Source organism: Alphaproteobacteria bacterium (genome assembly GCA_019635875.1).
Classification (GTDB): domain Bacteria; phylum Pseudomonadota; class Alphaproteobacteria; order Reyranellales; family Reyranellaceae; genus JAFAZJ01.
Genome location: JAHBYP010000003.1, coordinates 547,962 through 564,321, shown reverse-complemented (window position 1 = coordinate 564,321; position 16,360 = coordinate 547,962). Strand labels below are relative to the sequence as shown.

Sequence of the window (16,360 nt, the reverse complement as noted above, 5' to 3'; positions counted from 1 at the left end):
CGGCATGGCCGGCGGCGCGATCTACCCCGACCTCGAAGGGCGCACGGTGCTGGTCACCGGCGGCGGCAGCGGCATCGGTGCGGCGATCGTGCGCGCCTTCGCGCGGCAGAAATCGAAGGTCGGCTTCATCGACATCGCCGACGCACCGGCGCGCGCCCTGGCCGACGAGCTGTCGGGCGGCGATGCGGCGGTGCGCTACGTGCGCGCCGATGTCACCGATACCGACGCGCTGCGCGGCGCCATCGCCGACATCCGCGCCGCCTTCGGGCCGATCACCGTGCTGGTCAACAATGCCGCGCACGACGATCGCCACGCCACCGAGACGGTGACGCCGGAGTATTTCGACCAGCGAATCGCGGTGAACCTCAAGCACCAGTTCTTCGCCGCCCAGGCCGTGCTGCCCGACATGAAGGCGGCGGGCGGCGGCGCGATCGTCAACTACTCCTCGATCTCCTGGATGACCGGGCAGGGCGGCATGGCGATCTACACCGCGGCGAAATCCGCCGTCATCGGGTTGACGCGCTCGCTGGCGCGCGACTACGGCAAGGACAACATCCGCGCCAACGCGATCTCGCCGGGCTGGGTGCGCACGGAGCGCCAGGAGAAGCTGTGGATCACGCCCGAGGCCGGCTCGCGCCAGATGGACCTGCAGTGCCTCAAGCGCTGGCTCGTGCCCGACGACCTGGCGAAGTTCACCGTCTTCCTCGCCAGCGAGGAGGCGGCGGCCTGCACCAGCCAGCTCTATGTCGTGGACGGCGGCAGGGTGTGATGATCCGCAACGAGCCATGGCAGGTCGTGTTCGAGCGCGAGCTTGCGGCGGCGCGCGCGACCGATGACGTCGAGGCCGGGCAGCGCCTGGTGATGATGCAATGGTGGCGCATCGTCGGTGAGCTCGACCGCATCGACAGAGCCTGGTCGAAGGTGATGGCCGGCCCGGACGGCCGCTTCATGTCGGGCACGCCGCGCATCCAGCAGCGGGCGGCGACGCTCGATGAGATGCGCGGCATCCTCCGGCGCATTGCCCAGTGGCCCGAGGCCGCCGTCGGCCTGCTCGATCACCGCGACCTGAAGCAGTGGCGCCCGCTGCTGATCGGCTGCCTGGCCGCCCACCCCGCGCTTCGCCGGGCGATGGTCGAGCGGGCGTTCAAGGTCCGCAGGGTCCGCCGCGGCCGGTTCGAGATCGCCCAGGAGTTCATTGCCGTGGCGTGCGCCGACCGCGATGCCGATCTGTTGCGGGCGACCGAGGCGTTGCTGGCGGATCTGCCGGACGGGATCGAGCCGGTCATCGCCTCGCTGATCGCCGCCTATGCCGTGCTCGGCGATACCGAGCGGATGATGGCGCTGGTGCTGCAGGCGATCCGGGCAGGAAATGCCTGGCCATTCTTCGAGCTGTTGCGTGCCGGCCACGTGCCGTCGATACCGCCGGGCATCGTCGATGCCCTCGCCGGCTCCAAGGCGGACATCGAGCATGTGGCGATGATCGCCGCGCTGCGTCAGGCGGGCCACGGGGCTGCCGCCGCCATCCTGGCCGAGCGCCTCACCGAGCCGATCGACAGGCTGCGCAGCGAGCTCGACCGCGCCCGGCGGCTGGTGCACACGGATACATCCGCGGCGCTCGACATCGCCGATGCCGCCGTGCATCGCGTGCTCGACAGTGGTCGCCTGCCGCCGCGTTGCGACCACGAGCTGGCCGGTTTTCTGCGCCTCGTGCCGTTGACGCCCGCGACGAGCGATCGGGTGCTCGATCTCGCCGGCCTGATCCTCGCGCGTCCGGTGCGCGAGGAGATCGCCGCCAACGTCGCCTGCAACCTGGTGCTCGCCGGGAATTCCGACCGGGCCCGGCGTCTGGTGGCCTCGATGGTCAATGAGACCCAGCGGCGGCGCGTATTGACGCTGCTGGGCGACATCTGAAAGCGGCGTGGCCTATACTGCGCCGCAAGGCGAAACATGGAGGGATGCCATGCCCGACACCTTGACCAAGAGCGACGACGGATTGCGCGCGCGGCTGAAGGATGCGGACCTGTTCCGCGAGCAGGCCTATGTCGCGGGCAAATGGATCGACGCCGATGACGGGCGCACGCACGCCGTGCGCAACCCCGCGACCGGCGCGGCTTTGGGCACCGTGCCGCGCATGGGCGCGGCCGAGACGCGCCGCGCCATCGCCGCCGCCGAAGCGGCGATGAAGGGCTGGGCGGCGATGACCGGCAAGGAGCGCGCCAACATCCTGCGGCGCTGGAACGACCTGATGATGGCCAATGTCGAGGATCTCGGCGTGATCATGACCAGCGAGCAGGGCAAGCCACTGGCCGAGGCCAAGGGCGAGGTCGCCTACGCCGCCTCGTTCATCGAGTGGTTCGCCGAGCAGGCCAAGCGCGTCGACGGCGACGTGCTGCAAAGCCCGGCGCGCGATCGTCGGCTCGTCGTGCTGAAGCAGCCGGTGGGCGTTTGCGCCGCGATCACGCCGTGGAACTTCCCGGCGGCGATGATCACCCGCAAGGCCGGCCCGGCGCTGGCGGCAGGCTGCGGCATGGTGGTGAAGCCGGCCAAGCTGACGCCGTTCTCGGCGCTGGCGATGGCGGTGCTGGCCGAGCGCGCCGGCGTGCCCGCGGGCCTGCTGTCGGTGGTCACCGGCGATGCCGGCGAGATCGGCAACGAGATGACGTCCAATCCAACCGTGCGCAAGCTGACCTTCACCGGCTCGACCGAGATCGGCAAGCAGCTGATGGCGGCCTGCGCCGGCACGGTGAAGAAGATCTCGCTCGAGCTGGGCGGCAACGCGCCGTTCATCGTCTTCGACGACGCCGATCTCGACGCTGCGGTCGAAGGCGCGATCCTCTCGAAGTACCGCAATACCGGCCAGACCTGCGTCTGCGCCAACCGCTTCTTCGTGCAGGCCGGCGTCTACGACGCCTTCGCCGAGAAGCTCGCCGCCGCCGTGCGCAAGCTGAAGGTCGGCGACGGGCTGGAGGCCGGCGTCAACCAGGGCCCGCTGATCGACGATGCCGCCGTCGCCAAGGTCGAGCAGCATGTCGCCGACGCGCTGGGCAAGGGCGCCAAGGTCGTGGTCGGCGGCCATCGCCACGGCAGTGGCGGCACGTTCTTCGAGCCGACCCTGATGACCAACGTCACCGAGGCGATGCTGGTGATGCGCGAGGAGACCTTCGGCCCGGTGGCGCCGCTGGTGAAGTTCGAGACCGAGGCCGACGCCGTGCGGCTGGCCAACGCCACCGAGTTCGGGCTGGCGGCGTATTTCTACAGCCGCGACATCGGCCGCGTCTGGCGCGTCGCCGAGGCGATCGAGAGCGGCATGGTCGGCATCAACACCGGCATCATCTCCAACGAGGTCGGTCCGTTCGGCGGCGTCAAGGAGTCCGGCCTGGGCCGCGAGGGCTCCAAGTACGGCATCGACGAGTACCTCGAGTCGAAGTACCTGTGCATCGGCGGCATGTGATGGAGTTGTCTGTCATCCCGAGCATAGCGAGGGATCTAGATGTCTCGCTGCGCTCGACATGACAGTGAGGATGGATCGAATGCCTGACACCAAACCCGCCTGGCCGTTCACCCCGTGGCCGATGGCGCTGGAGATCGTCGGCGCCGAGGGATGTCATCTGATCACGTCCGACGGTCGGCGCATTCTCGACGCCGGCGGCGGCGCGATGCTGGTCAATATCGGCCATGGCCGTCCCGAACCGGGCGCGGCGATGGCCCGGGCGTCGTCGGCGCTGGCCTATGCGATTCCGCCCTTCGTGACGCCGGAGCGCGCCAAGCTGGTCGAGCGGCTCAAGCGCGACTGGCTGCCCAGGAACCTGACGCGGATCTTCCTCGCCAGCGGCGGCTCGGAAGCGGTCGAGGCCGCGGTCAAGCTGGCCCGGCAGTACCACGTCGCCAAGGGCAACGCCTCGCGCTGGAAGGTGATCGGCCGCAGCTTCTCCTATCACGGCGCGACTGTCGCCACGCTGGAGATCGGCGGCCACACCGCGCGGCGCGCGGCGATCAAGGGCATGGCGCGCGAGACGCCCAAGGCTCCGGCGCATTACTGCCTGCGCTGCCCGCTGGGCAAGACGTATCCGTCCTGCGAGGTCGCCTGCGTCGAGGAGATCGAGGCGATCATCCGGCGCGAGGGCGCCGACACGATCGCCGGCATCATCGCCGAGCCGGTGGTCGGCAGCAGCGGCGGCGCGCTGGTGCCGCCTGGTGGCTACTGGAAGCGGCTGCGCGCGATCTGCGATCGCCACGACATCGTGCTGATCGCCGACGAGGTGATCTCGGGCTTCGGTCGCACCGGGCCGCGCTTCGCGCACGAGGCCGAGGGCATCGAAGTCGACGTCATGGTCTCGGCCAAGGGCATGAGCGGCGGCTATGCGCCGATCGGCGGCCTGTTCGCCTCCGACCGCATCGCCGAGCCGCTGGCGCGCATCGGCGACGCGCCGATGTTCTACACCTACAGCGCCCACCCGGCGGCCTGCGCCGCCGCCGACGAGGTGCTGCGCATCGTGAGCGACGAGGACATGCTGGCCAAAGCCAGGGTCGCCGGCGCCAAGCTCGAGCGTCGCCTGCAGCGACTGAAGCAGCATCCCAATGTCGCGGAAGTGCGTGGTCGCGGCATGCTGTGGGGTATCGAGGTGGTCAAGGATCGCGAGACGCTGGAACCCTTCGCGACGCCCGGCACCGTGACCAACAAGGCGATGAAGCACGCGCTCGACAACAACGTGTGGATCTATCCCGGCGGCATCGGCGTCACCGACCTGCTGATGCTGGGTCCGCCGTTCATATCCGACGACGACGAGATCGAGACGATGTGCGCCGTGCTTGAACGGGCCATCGACCAGGCTGTGGCGTAAGGAGAGAGCAATGCCGCTGGAGATCAAGCGCAGCGTGAAAGAGATGTTCGACGAATCGATGAAGGAGATCGAGACCTTGAACGTCGAGCAGGCCAGGGCGATGCACGGGCAGAAGGGCACCACCTTCATCGACCTGCGCGATCCGCGCGAGATCTGGCGCGACGGCGGCGTGCCGGGCGCGATCAACGTCACGCGCGGCATGCTCGAGTTCTGGATCGATCCCGGCAGCCCGTACCACAAGCCGTTCTTCGCCAATGGCGACAAGTTCGTGTTCTTCTGCGCCGGCGGCGTGCGTTCGGCCCTGGCCGCCAAGACGGCGCAGGACATGGGGCTCACGCCGGTGGCGCATATCGAGGGTGGCTTCGGCGCCTGGAAGAAGGCCGGGGCGCCGGTCGAGACCGTCGAGCCCAAGCTCGCCGGCGGATCGAAGAGCTAGGCGCCTCCGTCATCCCGAGCGCAGCGAGGGATCTATCATCGACGCCAAGATCCCTCGCTGCGCTCGGGATGACAGCGTCAATCAGAGAACCAACGATGTCCGAACCGACGCTCAGCAGCGCCCACCTCTTCACCATCCGCCTCGACGTCGGCGCCGTCGACGACATGGGCGTCACGCCCTATGGCCATCGCCGCGTCGCCACGGTCGCCGGCGGCACCTTCGAGGGCGACGAACTCAAGGGCACCGTGCAGCCGACACCGGCGGGCGACTGGATCACCGTGCGCGCCGACGGCGTGTGGGAGCTCGACGTACGGCTGACGCTGAAGACGCACGACGGGCACCTGATCTACATGAGCTATCGCGGCCTGCGTCACGGCCCGCAATGGGTACTCGACCGCCTGGCCAAAGGCGAGAAGGTCGATCCCTCGGAGTACTATTTCCGCACCGCGCCGCGCTTCGAGACGGCGTCGGAGAAGTACTCGTTCCTCAACCGCATCATCTCGGTCGGCGTCGGCCGCCGCGAGGCGAGCGGGCCGATCTACGAGGTCTTCCAGATTCTGTAGGCTCCGAGCACACCGCCTGTCATCCCGAGCGCAGCGAGGGATCTCGAAAGATTCCTTGCTGCGCTCGGAAAGACGACGTGCGTGCGTCGGGCTAGAGCATCGAGCGGTCAATCGGACCCACCTGTCATCCCGAGCGCAGCAAGGGATCCAGGCAGCTTCCCTGGATCCCTCGCTGCGCTCGGGATGACAGGGCGGCGCCGATTCGGGCTCGTCGCTCTAGATCGCCTCAGAGGCGTGCATCACGCCTTCCTTGCGCGGCTTGGCGACCACCGGTTCATCCCAGAAGTTCATCTCGATCATCACGCCGTCGGGATCGCGGATGAAAACCTGCTGCAGCGGGCGCGCCGGCACCTGGCGCAGCTCGTGCGCCACGCCGTCCTTCTTCAGCAGCTCGAGCGTGTCCTTCAGGCCGTGGCAGCGGAAGGCGATGTGGTCGATGGCGCCGCTGCCGTGATCCTTGCGGCCGCTCTCGGAAACGATGTGCACCACCGCCTGCTCGCCGGCGTAGAGCCAGGCGCCGGGGAAGTTGAAGGGCGGGCGGTCGCCGTCGCGCAGGCCGACGTACTTTTCGTAGAATTTGACCGTCGCGCTGAGGTCCTTGCAGAAGATGTTGTAGTGCTCGAGCAGACTGGCGGCCATGGGTTCCTCCATCGGAGAGCAGCCGTGCGGCAGGGAGCCTAGGCGCCCCGCCGGCCGCTTGTCAAAAGCCCCTCAGGCCCGCCGGGCACGCACCGCCTCGGCGATCCGGCGCACCGCGATCTGGGCCGACAGCACGGCGCCTTCCTGCCAGCCGTTGATATGGCTCATGTGCTCGCCGGCGAACTGCACTGGGCCATCGCCCGCGACCAGCACCGGATAGTGGTCGCGCCGCGCCGTGCGGTCCTCGTCCCACTCCGCCCAGCCGCCCATCGAGAAGGGCACTTTGGCCCAGGCGACGGTCAGGCCCTTGCCGACCATCCTCGAAAAGCCGGGATGCACGGCTTCGGCGTCGGCTGCCGCTGCCGCGACGCGCTGCGCCGGTGTCATCGCCGAGTACTTCGTGCCCGCCTTGTGGTCCCAGATATAGGCGCCGACGATCGCGCCGGTGCGGGCGTGGAAGGCGTTCGACGGATACCAGATCTGCGTGATCTCGCGGCTGGTCCAACTGATGCCGCCATAGATCTGATGGTCGAGCTCCCACCAGCGGCGGCTGGCTTCGTAGGCGACCTTCACCGCCGGGATGTAGACGCCGCTGCCGGCGGCGATGGCGCGGCGCACCGGATCGCTGAAGTCGCTGTCGATGCCCTTCAGCACGGTGAGGGGGATGGTGCAGATCACGTGGTCGGCCTCGATGGTGCTGATCGTGCCGCTGCGGCGGTTGCGCACCACGACCTGCGCCCGGGCACCGCCGCGCGCGATGCGGACCACCTCGCTGTCATAGCTGACCATGCGGCCGACCGAGCGCACGAAGCCGTCGACGATGCGGTCCATGCCGCCGACCGGCTGCATCATGGTCGGCGCCTGTTCCCAGCCGTCGGGAAAATGCATGCCGGTCTCGGTGTTGTCGTCGGCCAGCAGGCGGGCGATCTCCTCGATCGGCAGCGGCTTGAGCTGGATCGCCGATTGATCGCCGGCACCGGGCGCGCGTTCGAAGCCGGCGCGCGGCGAGCCGACATAGCGCATCGCCGAATCGAGATCGCCGAAGCCGCGCAGCAGGCGGCGCAGCGCCGTGGCGTTCGCCGGCAGGCTGCGGGCGGCGAGCGCGGCGATGGCGCCGCGCATGTCGGCCTGGATCCGGCGGCGCGACTGCGGGCGGCCACCGAGGGCGCGGTCGTTGTGGATCAGCCCGCCCCGGTTGTCGTTGATGAAGGGCTCCAGCGCGACGCCGAACTCACGGCAATAGCCGAGGATGCCCTGGTGGTGATGCGGCAACCGCGCAGCGCCGGCGTTGAAGTAGGTGTCGCGATCGGCCTGCCACTCGACGCGCTGGCTCGAGCCGACCTCGTCGAGGCGGTCGCCGCCGCGAAGGGTCCAGACCCGGCCGCCGGCACGCGCGCGCGCCTCGACGATGCGGCAGTCATAGCCGGCCTTGCTGAGCTCGTGCGCTGCAGTCATGCCGGCGATGCCGGCGCCCAGGATGACGACGCGCACGCCGCTGCCCGAGCCCTGGGCCAGCCGCACCTCGGAGCAGGCGACGGCGGGCGCCAGCAGGCCCATCGCGCCGAGGGTATTGCGCACGGCGACGGCGCCGCCAGCGCGGCCGACCAGCCGCACGAGGCCCCGTCGAGAGAGTTCGCCTGTCATGTTTCACCCCCCGATGATCGGCCATGCTAGGGGCCGAGACCGGCGAGCGACAAGCCTACGCCGCCGCGGCCTCCTTCATCGTGCCGGCAAGGACGCCGTAGGCGCTGTTCCACGCCGACTTGACCTCGGGCGTGAAGGCGGCGCCAAGGCCTTGTTCGAGAGTCCACAGCAGTGCGCTGCCGACGGTGTCGTAGTGCTCGGTCTTCACGCCGTAGCCGACGTGCCGCCGCCCCAGCGCCTGCACGGCGGGCACGATGCTGTCGAGCCGGTCGAGCCCGCCCACGGCGGTGCCGATCATGGCCATCAGCTTCAGGCCCTGTTCCTTCATGTCGCCCTTGAAGAGCGGCTTCAGCGACGGGTCGAGCTCGAACAGCCTGCTGTAGAACAGGTCGGCCGCCGTTTCCTTGATCGGCACGACGCTGGCGAAACTCGACCGCACCAAGGCGATCTGCTCCGGTGTCATGAGGCCCCCAATTGGTTCTCGATACCCCCTGCAACATTGGGGCCAAGCCTATAGAGTGTGGCGACGAGCAAGGAAAGAGAATGCGCATGGCGTTGCCGTTGATCCCGACGACTCTGGTCGGCAGCTATCCGCAGCCGGACTGGCTGGTCGACAAGGCCGAGCTGCTCTCGCATGGCCCGCCGCGCACGCGCATGGAGAGCGTCTGGCGTCAGCCACCTGACCTGCGGGAGCAGGCGCAGGACGACGCGGTGCTGCTGGCGATCCGCGACCAGGAGCGCGCCGGCCTCGACATCGTCACCGATGGCGAGGTGCGGCGCGAAAGCTACTTCAACCACTTCGCCAATGCGCTCGACGGCATCGACCTCGATAGGCCTGGCGTCGTGCCGGGCCGCACCGGCAAGCCCACCGAGGTGCCGCGCGTCATCGGCCCGATCCGCCGTCGCGAGCCGGTCGAGCTCGCGGCGGCGCGCTTCCTGCGCGCCAACACCGGGCGCGCCACCAAGATCACGGTGCCCGGCCCGTTCACCATGACCATGCTGGCCAAGGACGAGCATTACGGCGACGATCGCAAGCTCGCCCTGGCCTACGCCGACGCGGTCAACGCCGAGCTCAAGGATCTCAAGGCCGCCGGCATCGACGTGCTGCAGATCGACGAGCCCTACCTGTCGCCCAACGCCGAGAAGGCGCGCGGTTTCGCGCTAGAGGCCATCGAGCGCGCCCTGCACGGCGTCGAGGGCCCGACCGCGATCCATCTGTGCATGGGCTACGCCTATGTCGTGAAGACCAAGGCCCGGCAATACGCCTTCCTGCGCGAGCTCAACGGAACCAGCGCGGCGCAGGTCTCGATCGAGGCGGCCGAGCCCGACCTAGATCTCGCAGTGCTGAAGGATCTGCCGGGCAAGAGCGTGATGGTGGGCGTGCTGAACCTCGGCGACCCCAATGTCGAGACCCCAGAGATGATCGAGAAGCGGCTGACCGCGGCGCTCGAGCACATCGCGCCCGAGCGTCTGATCGCCGCGCCCGATTGTGGGCTCAAGTACCTGCCGCGTGCCACCGCCTACGGCAAGATGGCGGCAATGGTCGAGGGCGCGCGGCGCGTACGGGCGAAGCTGTGAGCCAGAACCAGCTCTTCGCCCTGATCAGCGCGCTGCTGGTGCTGGCCGCCGTGCTGGCGATGTGGCTGCGCGGCAGCCGGCCGCAGGGGTGGCAGACGGTCGCCGGCGGCGTCGTCGTCGCCGCGGTCCTGGTGGTGATCGCGCTGGTGTTCGAGAAGGCGTAGGGCGCGCCTCAGGCGCTGCCCCAGACCTCGTGCGCGACCTCGACGATGTGCGCGAGCTTGCGCTTCTGCTCATCGACGGTGAGGTTGTTGCCGTGATGCGTGCTGGAGAAGCCGCATTGCGGGCTGAGGCAGAGCTGTTCCAGCGGGGCGTACTTCGCCGCCGCCTCGATGCGCCGCTTCAGCGCGTCCTTGCTTTCCAGCTCGGGACGCTTCGACGTCACGATCCCGAGGACCGCCATCTTGCCCTTGGGCAGGAAGCGCAGCGGCGCGAAGTCGCCGGAGCGCTCGTCGTCGTACTCCATGAAGAAGCCGTCGACCGCGACCTGCGACAGGAGCTTCTCGGCGATCGCCTCGTAGCCGCCCTTGGCGACGAACTCGCTGCGGAAGTTGCCGCGGCACATATGCGTCGTCACCACCATGTCGGCCGGCCGGCCGGCGACGGCGGCGTTGAGCGCGCCGATGTAGCGGTCGAGCACGCGGTCGGGATCATCGCCCTGCTGCCTGATGCGCGCGCGCATGTCGGTATCGCACAGCACGCAGGAATTGACGTCGTCGAGCTGGATGTAGCGGCTGCCCATCGCGGCGAAGTCGAGGATGGCCTCGTTGTACGCCTTGCCGAGATCGGCCCAGAACGCGTCGGCGTCGGCATAGACCTGCTCGTTGATCACCTTGGTGCCGGAGCGGTGGCGGAACATGGTCGGCGCCGGCATGGTGAACTTCGCCGTGCGCGTCGTCACCGACTTCAGGAAGCGGAAGTGCTCGCGCATGATGCCGCTGGCGGGATAGCGCACCTTGCCGGTGGCGCGCGCCGCCGGCGCGATGAAGTCCTGGCCGCCCGAGAACGGCACGACGAACTCCTCCTCGCTGGGCTCGACGCCGTCGAAGCCCCACATGAAGTCGAGGTGCCAGTAGTCGCGGCGGAACTCGCCGTCGGTGACGCTCTGCAGCCCGACGCTCTCCTGCAATGCCACCACCTCGCGCACTGCCTCGTCCTCGACGGCGCGCAGCGCCTCGCCGGTGATCTCGCCGCGCTTCCATTTCTGGCGCGCCTCGGCTAGGTGCGCGGGACGCAGCAGGGAGCCGACATGGTCGGCGCGGAACGGCGGGCGGGTCATGAGCGCGTGAACTCCTTCTTGGTGACGCGAAAGCAGCGGGTGGTCGAGCGGACCTTGTCGGCGAACTGGGCCCAGCCGCGCATCGCCTGGAACTGCGGCGTCTCCAGCACGTGCGGGCCGTCGATCTCGTAGATCGTGACGTAGGCCCGGCCATTGTCGCCGGCGCGCGCGTCCATGCCGCGTACCCGCGCCGGTCGCTCGTCCATCAGCCGCAGGCAATTGCGCACGCCGGGGCAGTCCAGCGCGTCCGGCGCGTGCACCGTGTCGTACCAGGCATTCCAATCGGCCTCGATGTCGGCGTCGACATCGGCGGTGACGACCAGGATCCAGTCCGATCCGATCATCGCGTCCTCCCTTTTGCCCTGGTGTAGCGCGTCGGGGGGGCGCGGCGCCAGCCGGCCGTGTACTGGGTGCGCAGGAGCGCCAGCAGCCTGACGGCGGCGGCGCTGAGATAGCCGCCCTTTCGGGTGACGATGAAGACCGGCGTGCCGACGTCCAGACCGCGCACGCCGATCGTGGCGAGCGTGCCGGCGGCCAGCTCCTCCTCGGCGCTGCTGGCGGGGATCAGCGCCACGCCGAAGCCGGCCTCGACCAGGCGCTTCTGCGCCGTGAGGCTGTCGATCGCCATCCAGTCGAGCTCGCCCAGCCCGCGGGCGGCGAAGACGCTGACGATGTGCGAGCCGGGCAGCGCCGGTGGCTGCGAGGCGCGGGGAAAGCCTATCCAGCGCTCGTCGCGCAGGGCGGCGAGCGAGCCGATCATGCGGCCCGCCAGGCGATGCGCGGCGGCGCAGACGACGAGCAGCTTCTCGCTGCCCAGGCTCTCCGCCTCCAGATCGCCCGAGCGGTCGCGGTCGTAGCGCAGGCCGATGGTGACCTCTCCGCGGCGCACCAGGTCGCTGACCTCGCCGCTGCGCGCCGTCTGCAGGACAAGCTCGACGGCGGGATGGTCGCGCGCGAAGCGGCGCAGCACGCCGGTGAGGTCGGTGCCGGCCAGCGTGCCGACGATCGCCATGGTCAGCGGCCCGGCGTTCCCCGTCGCCAGCGCGCGGATCGCGTCCTCGGCGTCGCGCAGGCTGGCGAGCGCCCGCTCGGCGTGGGGCAGCAGCGTTCGGCCGGCCTGGCTGAGCGCGATTGCGCCCGCGGCGCGTTCGAACAGCTTCACGCCCAGCTCCTGTTCCAGCAGCGCGATGCGGCGCGAGATCGCCGGCTGCGTGCGATGCAGGAAGCGGGCGGCGTTCGAGAAGCCCCTCTGGCGATGGACCGCGAGAAACGTGGCCAGAGCCTCGGCATCCATGTCCGTGTCCATAAAAGATCCTGATGAAGTTCAGAAATACTACAAATTGGACGCATGAGCACGATCCAACTAGACAAGCACCATCGCAACGTTTGAGCGGAGAACGGGTCCATGCCCAGCCAGCAGCAGAAGGCGGCCGCCTTCAAAGCCATGCATCGCGCGCCGCGCGGCTTCGTCATGCCCAACGCCTGGGACGCCGGCAGCGCCATCATCCTCGCCGAGGCTGGCGTGGCGGCGATCGCCACGACCAGCGCCGGCATCGCCTTCTCCATGGGCCGGCCCGACTACAACGTGCGCGATGCGCGACTGGCGGTGCCGCGCGCCGCGATGTTCGAGCGCATGCGCGAGATCGTCGAGGCGGTGCCTCTGCCGGTGAACGGCGACCTCGAGGAGGGCTACGGCGATCGTCCCGAGGACGTGGCCGAGACCGTGCGGCTGGCGATCGAAGCCGGCCTCGCCGGCGGCAATATCGAGGATCGCTCGCCGCGGATCGAGGGCTTGTTCGACGAGCAACTCGCGGCCGACCGCATCCGCGCCGCGCGCGCGGCGATCGACGCTGCAGGCAGCGACTTCGTGCTCTGCGGACGCACCGACGCCTTCCAGGTGCCCGGCGAGGACGCGCTGAAGAGCGGCATCCGGCGCGCCAGGCTGTTCCGCGAGGCCGGCGCCGACTGTGTCTATCCGCCCGGCATCGCCGATCTGCTCGCCATCCGCACCTTCGTGAAGGAATGCGGCGCGCCGGTGAACATCGTCACCGGGTTGCGAACGGCGCTGCCGGTCGCCGACCTGCTGGATGCCGGCGTGGCGCGCGTCAGCCTGGGCGGCGCCATCGCCCGCGCCGCGCTGGGCTTCGTGCAGCGCAGCGTGCGCGAGCTCGCCGAGCTGGGCACGCTGGGCTTCGCCGCCGGTCAGCTGCCGGGGCGCGAGCTCAACGCGCTGTTCAGCCGCGCGCGCCAGACCTGACGCTACTCACGAGCGGCTCGCCTTCGCGGTTGAAGGAATGCGCCGAGGGCCACTGGCATCGTCGAGGAGATGGAGGCATTGTGCCGTCGCGCATCAAGGGAGGGTGCCGATGGCATCGGGATCGACCAGTGGCGGCACGGCACGCGTCGCGCCGTTGCCCGCCGACGCGATGGGCGAGGCGCAGGATATCGCGGACCGGGTCGCGGCCGCGGGCGGCTATGTTCCCACCAGCTACCGCATCATGGCGCGCAAGCCCGCGTTGCTGCGTGCCTTCGCCACGCTTGCCAGCGAAGTGCTGCGCGGCCAGGGCGAAGTGCCGCCCACCACGCGCTGGCATGTCGCCCACGCGGTGAGCCTGGCGGCCGGCTGCCGCTACTGCCAGGCGCACACCGCCGCCAATGGTTACAAGAGTGGCGTGGCGGCCGACAAGGTCGATCGCTTCATGACCTACGACAGCGACCCTGCCTTCACGCCGGCCGAACGCGCCGCGATCACGCTCGGCTTCGCCGCCGGGCGAACGCCGAACGAGACGACGGAGGCGCATTTCGTCGAGTTGCGCCGGCATTTCTCGGAAACTGCGATCGTCGAGGTCGTCGCTGTGATCTCGCTGTTCGGCTGGCTCAACCGCTGGAACGACACCATGGCCAGCGACCTGGAGCCGGCGCCGCTCGCCTTCGCGGCCGAGCACCTGGTTGCGCGCGGCTGGTCGGCCGGCAAGCACGCACCGTAGCGGGCGCGTGGCGATCCCGCCCTGACGGATCGTGTCCGCGCCCTAGAGTCGATCGGCGCGGAACTTGCGGCGCAGATTGAGCGTGCGGCCGGCGATCATGAACTCGCCGTCGCCGCGGTAGTGCATGGTTCGCGGCCGCTTCGGAGAGGTCGCGACATGCGCCTTCACGACCTCCCAGACGAACAGCGAGTAGCGCGGGATGAGGCGTGAGTCGGCGAGGCGGCACTCGAAACTGGCGTAGCACTCGCGGATCAGCGGCGCCTCGACCTGCTCAGCCTTCTCCGCCGTCAGGCCGAACCTCTCGAACTTGTCGACCGAGGCGCCGCTGGTGTTGCCGATGCCCACGACCTGGTCGGCGAGGTCGACGGTGGGCACGTTGATCACGCATTGCCGCGAGCGGCGGATCATCTCGAAGCTGTGGTTCCGCTCCCAGATGTAGCAGCCGAACAGCGCCGGCGAGAATTCCATCATCATGTGCCAGCCCATGGTCATGATGTTGGTGCGGCCCTTCCACGCCGAGCTCACCAGCACGATCGGCCCGGTCTCGAGGTGACGCCTGATGTCGACCAGTGGGTAGTCCTTTTTTGCGCGGTGCCTGTTCATGCGACCTCCATCGCGTCGGGTTGCGTTGGTCGGCAGCGATCAACCGGAGATTTACTTGTCCGTGAACACATCGTACCCTGCGGGGGCCATCAGCATGACCAATCGAAACAAGAGGGGAACCTGCCATGGCACGAGCGAGCACCAGGTCCAGAGGTTCCAGCCCTCGACGGGCTGCGTCGCGCGAGGAACCCAAAGTTCACGTCATCCGAAAGGGCGTCCGCTGCGATACCGAGAGCGCCGGCCACAGCGCCCCCAGGGCGCTGTCGCCGCTCGAGATCGTGGTCCACGCGTCGGAGGGCTTCATCCCGCTGTGGGAGAAGGGAACCATCCTTCGCTGGAAGTTCCGCGACGGCTCCTTTGAGTCTCTCGCGGATCCCGACGCCATGAAAGCGAGCGTCACCCGGCTGCTGGGCGAAGCAATGCTCGCCTGGGGGGATGCCGCGCCGGTGAAGTTCGCGCAGCAGGACGATGTGTGGGACTTCGAGATCGTGATGAGGTCGGCCGACGACTGCAACATCAGCGGCTGTGTCCTGGCGAGCGCGTTCTTTCCCGATGCCGGCCGCCACCAGCTGGTGGTCTACCCGAAGATGTTCGAGCAGACCGCCGAGGAGCAGGTCGAGACGCTCATCCACGAGATCGGCCACATCTTCGGATTGCGGCACTTCTTCGCAAAGGTCTCCGAGACCGCATGGCCGTCGGAGATCTTCGGGACGCATCACAAGTTCAGCATCATGAACTACGGAAAGGACAGCAAGCTGACCAAAGCCGACAGAGCCGACCTGAAGAAGTTGTATCGCTCGGCATGGTCAGGTCAGCTGTCCGACATCAACGGCACGCCGATTCAGTTTGTCCGGCCCTATCATGCCGCCGGCGGTCCGACCGCGATGGTCGTGCCGGTCGCCGCCGTCAAGCCTGCGTTCTGACGCGCCCGGAGCTGCTGCCGGGCCGCCCGGCCGCCTTGCCGCGCGGCCAACGGGCGCCGTAGCCTGTCGCTCCATTCAGATGTGGAGAGACAGTGTGGCGGGACTACTCGAAGGGCATATCGCGGCGGTGACCGGCGGCGGATCGGGCATCGGCCAGGGCATCTGCCAGGCCTATGCGCGCGAGGGCGCGCGGGTGATCGTGCTCGACAGCAATCCCGAGGGCGCCAGGCAGACCGTCGATCTCGTCGCGGCGGCAGGCGGCAAGGCCTCGGCGATGACGCTCGACGTGACCGACCGCGATGCCTGCCGGGCGGCGGCCGACGAGATCGCCAGGAGCGGCAGGATCTCGATCCTGGTCAACAACGCCGGCATCAACCGGCGCAATCCGATCACCGGCGACGCGGCCGCGGTGCGCAAGGACTGGGACGACATCCTGTCGATCAATCTCGACGGCGTGTTCAACGTCACGCACGCCTTCCTCGACCAGCTGCGCGCGACCAAGGGGCGGATCGTCAACATCGGCTCGATCCAGTCCTTCGTGCATGTGAGCTGGCCGAACTCGGCGGCCTACACCACCTCCAAGCACGGCGTGCTGGGCTTCACCCGCGCGCTGGCGGCCGAGCTCGGCAAGGACGGCGTGCGCGTCAATGCCATCGGTCCCGGCCTGATCGAGACGAGGATCAACGCCGAGGCGCGCGCGAAGAACCCCGACATGGTGGCCATGGTGATGCGGCATACGCCGCTGAACCGGGCCGGCAAGCCCGAGGACATTGCCGGACCGGCTGTGTTCCTCGCTTCGGACATGTCAGCCTACGTCACGGGCTGCATCATCATGGCCGACGGCGGCTTCCGCACGGTGTGACGCGA

19 protein-coding genes are annotated in these 16,360 nt (G+C 68.9%); 12 read left to right on the top strand and 7 right to left on the bottom strand.

Features of this window, described 5'->3' with window-relative positions; genetic code table 11:
* Positions 1–4 precede the first annotated feature (4 nt).
* The 6 genes from KF889_13970 to KF889_13945 all read left to right on the top strand — a co-directional run bounded on the left by KF889_13970 (position 5) and on the right by KF889_13945 (position 5,840).
* Positions 5–769 carry an SDR family oxidoreductase gene (locus tag KF889_13970; GenBank protein ID MBX3500551.1) on the top strand — a complete coding sequence of 255 codons (765 nt, stop codon included), beginning with the start codon at positions 5–7 and terminating at the stop codon, positions 767–769.
* Positions 769–1,911 carry a hypothetical protein gene (locus KF889_13965; GenBank protein MBX3500550.1) on the top strand — a complete coding sequence of 381 codons (1,143 nt, stop codon included), beginning with the start codon at positions 769–771 and terminating at the stop codon, positions 1,909–1,911. Before KF889_13970 ends, KF889_13965 begins: the two co-directional genes overlap by 1 nt.
* A gap of 49 nt (positions 1,912–1,960) precedes the next feature.
* Positions 1,961–3,451 (top strand): NAD-dependent succinate-semialdehyde dehydrogenase, encoded by a 1,491-nt coding sequence (locus tag KF889_13960; GenBank protein MBX3500549.1) that lies wholly within the window; start codon positions 1,961–1,963, stop codon positions 3,449–3,451.
* 79 nt (positions 3,452–3,530) lie between these two features.
* Positions 3,531–4,841, top strand: coding sequence for an aspartate aminotransferase family protein (locus KF889_13955; protein MBX3500548.1), 1,311 nt, complete (start codon positions 3,531–3,533; stop codon positions 4,839–4,841).
* 10 nt (positions 4,842–4,851) lie between these two features.
* Positions 4,852–5,277 (top strand): rhodanese-like domain-containing protein, encoded by a 426-nt coding sequence (locus KF889_13950; protein MBX3500547.1) that lies wholly within the window; start codon positions 4,852–4,854, stop codon positions 5,275–5,277.
* A 95-nt stretch (positions 5,278–5,372) separates the two neighbouring features.
* Complete coding sequence (locus KF889_13945) at positions 5,373–5,840, top strand: DUF3237 domain-containing protein (protein ID MBX3500546.1); 468 nt, start codon at positions 5,373–5,375, stop codon at positions 5,838–5,840.
* 216 nt (positions 5,841–6,056) lie between these two features.
* Here the strand turns inward: KF889_13945 and KF889_13940 are convergent, their stop codons facing one another.
* From KF889_13940 to KF889_13930, 3 genes are all read right to left on the bottom strand, one after another.
* A complete protein-coding gene (locus KF889_13940; GenBank protein ID MBX3500545.1) occupies positions 6,057–6,479 on the bottom strand; it encodes a VOC family protein in 423 nt (140 codons plus the stop codon).
* A gap of 72 nt (positions 6,480–6,551) precedes the next feature.
* Positions 6,552–8,123, bottom strand: coding sequence for an FAD-dependent oxidoreductase (locus tag KF889_13935; GenBank protein ID MBX3500544.1), 1,572 nt, complete (start codon positions 8,121–8,123; stop codon positions 6,552–6,554).
* Positions 8,124–8,178: 55 nt separating this feature from the next.
* Complete coding sequence (locus KF889_13930; protein MBX3500543.1) at positions 8,179–8,586, bottom strand: hemin receptor; 408 nt, start codon at positions 8,584–8,586, stop codon at positions 8,179–8,181.
* Between the two features lie 86 nt (positions 8,587–8,672).
* Here KF889_13930 and KF889_13925 point away from each other — a divergent pair, with 86 nt between their 5' ends.
* Positions 8,673–9,701 carry a 5-methyltetrahydropteroyltriglutamate--homocysteine methyltransferase gene (locus KF889_13925; GenBank protein MBX3500542.1) on the top strand — a complete coding sequence of 343 codons (1,029 nt, stop codon included), beginning with the start codon at positions 8,673–8,675 and terminating at the stop codon, positions 9,699–9,701.
* Complete coding sequence (locus KF889_13920) at positions 9,698–9,865, top strand: hypothetical protein (protein ID MBX3500541.1); 168 nt, start codon at positions 9,698–9,700, stop codon at positions 9,863–9,865. Before KF889_13925 ends, KF889_13920 begins: the two co-directional genes overlap by 4 nt.
* A gap of 8 nt (positions 9,866–9,873) precedes the next feature.
* On the opposite strand, the gene KF889_13915 is transcribed toward KF889_13920, so the two are convergent.
* Genes KF889_13915 through KF889_13905 form a run of 3 tightly spaced genes read right to left on the bottom strand, consistent with a single transcriptional unit; the run spans position 9,874 to position 12,274 of the window.
* Positions 9,874–10,980, bottom strand: coding sequence for a 5-methyltetrahydropteroyltriglutamate--homocysteine S-methyltransferase (locus KF889_13915; protein ID MBX3500540.1), 1,107 nt, complete (start codon positions 10,978–10,980; stop codon positions 9,874–9,876).
* Positions 10,977–11,324, bottom strand: a complete 348-nt coding sequence (locus KF889_13910) for a hypothetical protein (protein MBX3500539.1) — start codon at positions 11,322–11,324, stop codon at positions 10,977–10,979. The genes KF889_13915 and KF889_13910 overlap by 4 nt, the downstream gene beginning before the upstream one ends.
* Positions 11,321–12,274 (bottom strand): LysR family transcriptional regulator, encoded by a 954-nt coding sequence (locus KF889_13905; protein MBX3500538.1) that lies wholly within the window; start codon positions 12,272–12,274, stop codon positions 11,321–11,323. The genes KF889_13910 and KF889_13905 overlap by 4 nt, the downstream gene beginning before the upstream one ends.
* Before the next feature lie 111 nt (positions 12,275–12,385).
* On the opposite strand from KF889_13905, the gene KF889_13900 reads away from it, so the two are divergent.
* Both KF889_13900 and KF889_13895 read left to right on the top strand, forming a co-directional pair.
* Positions 12,386–13,237, top strand: a complete 852-nt coding sequence (locus KF889_13900; GenBank protein MBX3500537.1) for an isocitrate lyase/phosphoenolpyruvate mutase family protein — start codon at positions 12,386–12,388, stop codon at positions 13,235–13,237.
* Positions 13,238–13,346: 109 nt separating this feature from the next.
* On the top strand, positions 13,347–13,967 hold the full coding sequence (locus KF889_13895) for a carboxymuconolactone decarboxylase family protein (protein MBX3500536.1): 621 nt from the start codon (positions 13,347–13,349) through the stop codon (positions 13,965–13,967).
* A gap of 42 nt (positions 13,968–14,009) precedes the next feature.
* On the opposite strand, the gene KF889_13890 is transcribed toward KF889_13895, so the two are convergent.
* Entirely contained in the window at positions 14,010–14,570 is a 561-nt protein-coding gene (locus KF889_13890) for a flavin reductase family protein (protein MBX3500535.1), read from the bottom strand.
* A gap of 125 nt (positions 14,571–14,695) precedes the next feature.
* On the opposite strand from KF889_13890, the gene KF889_13885 reads away from it, so the two are divergent.
* A complete protein-coding gene (locus KF889_13885) occupies positions 14,696–15,493 on the top strand; it encodes a matrix metalloproteinase-11 (protein ID MBX3500534.1) in 798 nt (265 codons plus the stop codon).
* A gap of 79 nt (positions 15,494–15,572) precedes the next feature.
* Positions 15,573–16,355: an SDR family oxidoreductase gene (locus KF889_13880; protein ID MBX3500533.1), complete on the top strand. Its 783-nt coding sequence runs from the start codon at positions 15,573–15,575 to the stop codon at positions 16,353–16,355.
* Positions 16,356–16,360: the final 5 nt, after the last annotated feature.

Excerpts from the sequence above, each read along its gene's own strand:
- KF889_13970 (MBX3500551.1), top strand. The coding sequence starts at position 5 with ATGGCCGGCGGCGCGATCTACCCCGACCTCGAAGGGCGCACGGTGCTG.
- KF889_13965 (MBX3500550.1), top strand. The coding sequence starts at position 769 with ATGATCCGCAACGAGCCATGGCAGGTCGTGTTCGAGCGCGAGCTTGCG.
- KF889_13960 (MBX3500549.1), top strand. The coding sequence starts at position 1,961 with ATGCCCGACACCTTGACCAAGAGCGACGACGGATTGCGCGCGCGGCTG.
- KF889_13955 (MBX3500548.1), top strand. The coding sequence starts at position 3,531 with ATGCCTGACACCAAACCCGCCTGGCCGTTCACCCCGTGGCCGATGGCG.
- KF889_13950 (MBX3500547.1), top strand. The coding sequence starts at position 4,852 with ATGCCGCTGGAGATCAAGCGCAGCGTGAAAGAGATGTTCGACGAATCG.
- KF889_13945 (MBX3500546.1), top strand. The coding sequence starts at position 5,373 with ATGTCCGAACCGACGCTCAGCAGCGCCCACCTCTTCACCATCCGCCTC.
- KF889_13940 (MBX3500545.1), bottom strand. The coding sequence starts at position 6,479 with ATGGCCGCCAGTCTGCTCGAGCACTACAACATCTTCTGCAAGGACCTC.
- KF889_13935 (MBX3500544.1), bottom strand. The coding sequence starts at position 8,123 with ATGACAGGCGAACTCTCTCGACGGGGCCTCGTGCGGCTGGTCGGCCGC.
- KF889_13930 (MBX3500543.1), bottom strand. The coding sequence starts at position 8,586 with ATGACACCGGAGCAGATCGCCTTGGTGCGGTCGAGTTTCGCCAGCGTC.
- KF889_13925 (MBX3500542.1), top strand. The coding sequence starts at position 8,673 with ATGGCGTTGCCGTTGATCCCGACGACTCTGGTCGGCAGCTATCCGCAG.
- KF889_13915 (MBX3500540.1), bottom strand. The coding sequence starts at position 10,980 with ATGACCCGCCCGCCGTTCCGCGCCGACCATGTCGGCTCCCTGCTGCGT.
- KF889_13910 (MBX3500539.1), bottom strand. The coding sequence starts at position 11,324 with ATGATCGGATCGGACTGGATCCTGGTCGTCACCGCCGATGTCGACGCC.
- KF889_13905 (MBX3500538.1), bottom strand. The coding sequence starts at position 12,274 with ATGGATGCCGAGGCTCTGGCCACGTTTCTCGCGGTCCATCGCCAGAGG.
- KF889_13900 (MBX3500537.1), top strand. The coding sequence starts at position 12,386 with ATGCCCAGCCAGCAGCAGAAGGCGGCCGCCTTCAAAGCCATGCATCGC.
- KF889_13895 (MBX3500536.1), top strand. The coding sequence starts at position 13,347 with ATGGCATCGGGATCGACCAGTGGCGGCACGGCACGCGTCGCGCCGTTG.
- KF889_13890 (MBX3500535.1), bottom strand. The coding sequence starts at position 14,570 with ATGAACAGGCACCGCGCAAAAAAGGACTACCCACTGGTCGACATCAGG.
- KF889_13885 (MBX3500534.1), top strand. The coding sequence starts at position 14,696 with ATGGCACGAGCGAGCACCAGGTCCAGAGGTTCCAGCCCTCGACGGGCT.
- KF889_13880 (MBX3500533.1), top strand. The coding sequence starts at position 15,573 with ATGTGGAGAGACAGTGTGGCGGGACTACTCGAAGGGCATATCGCGGCG.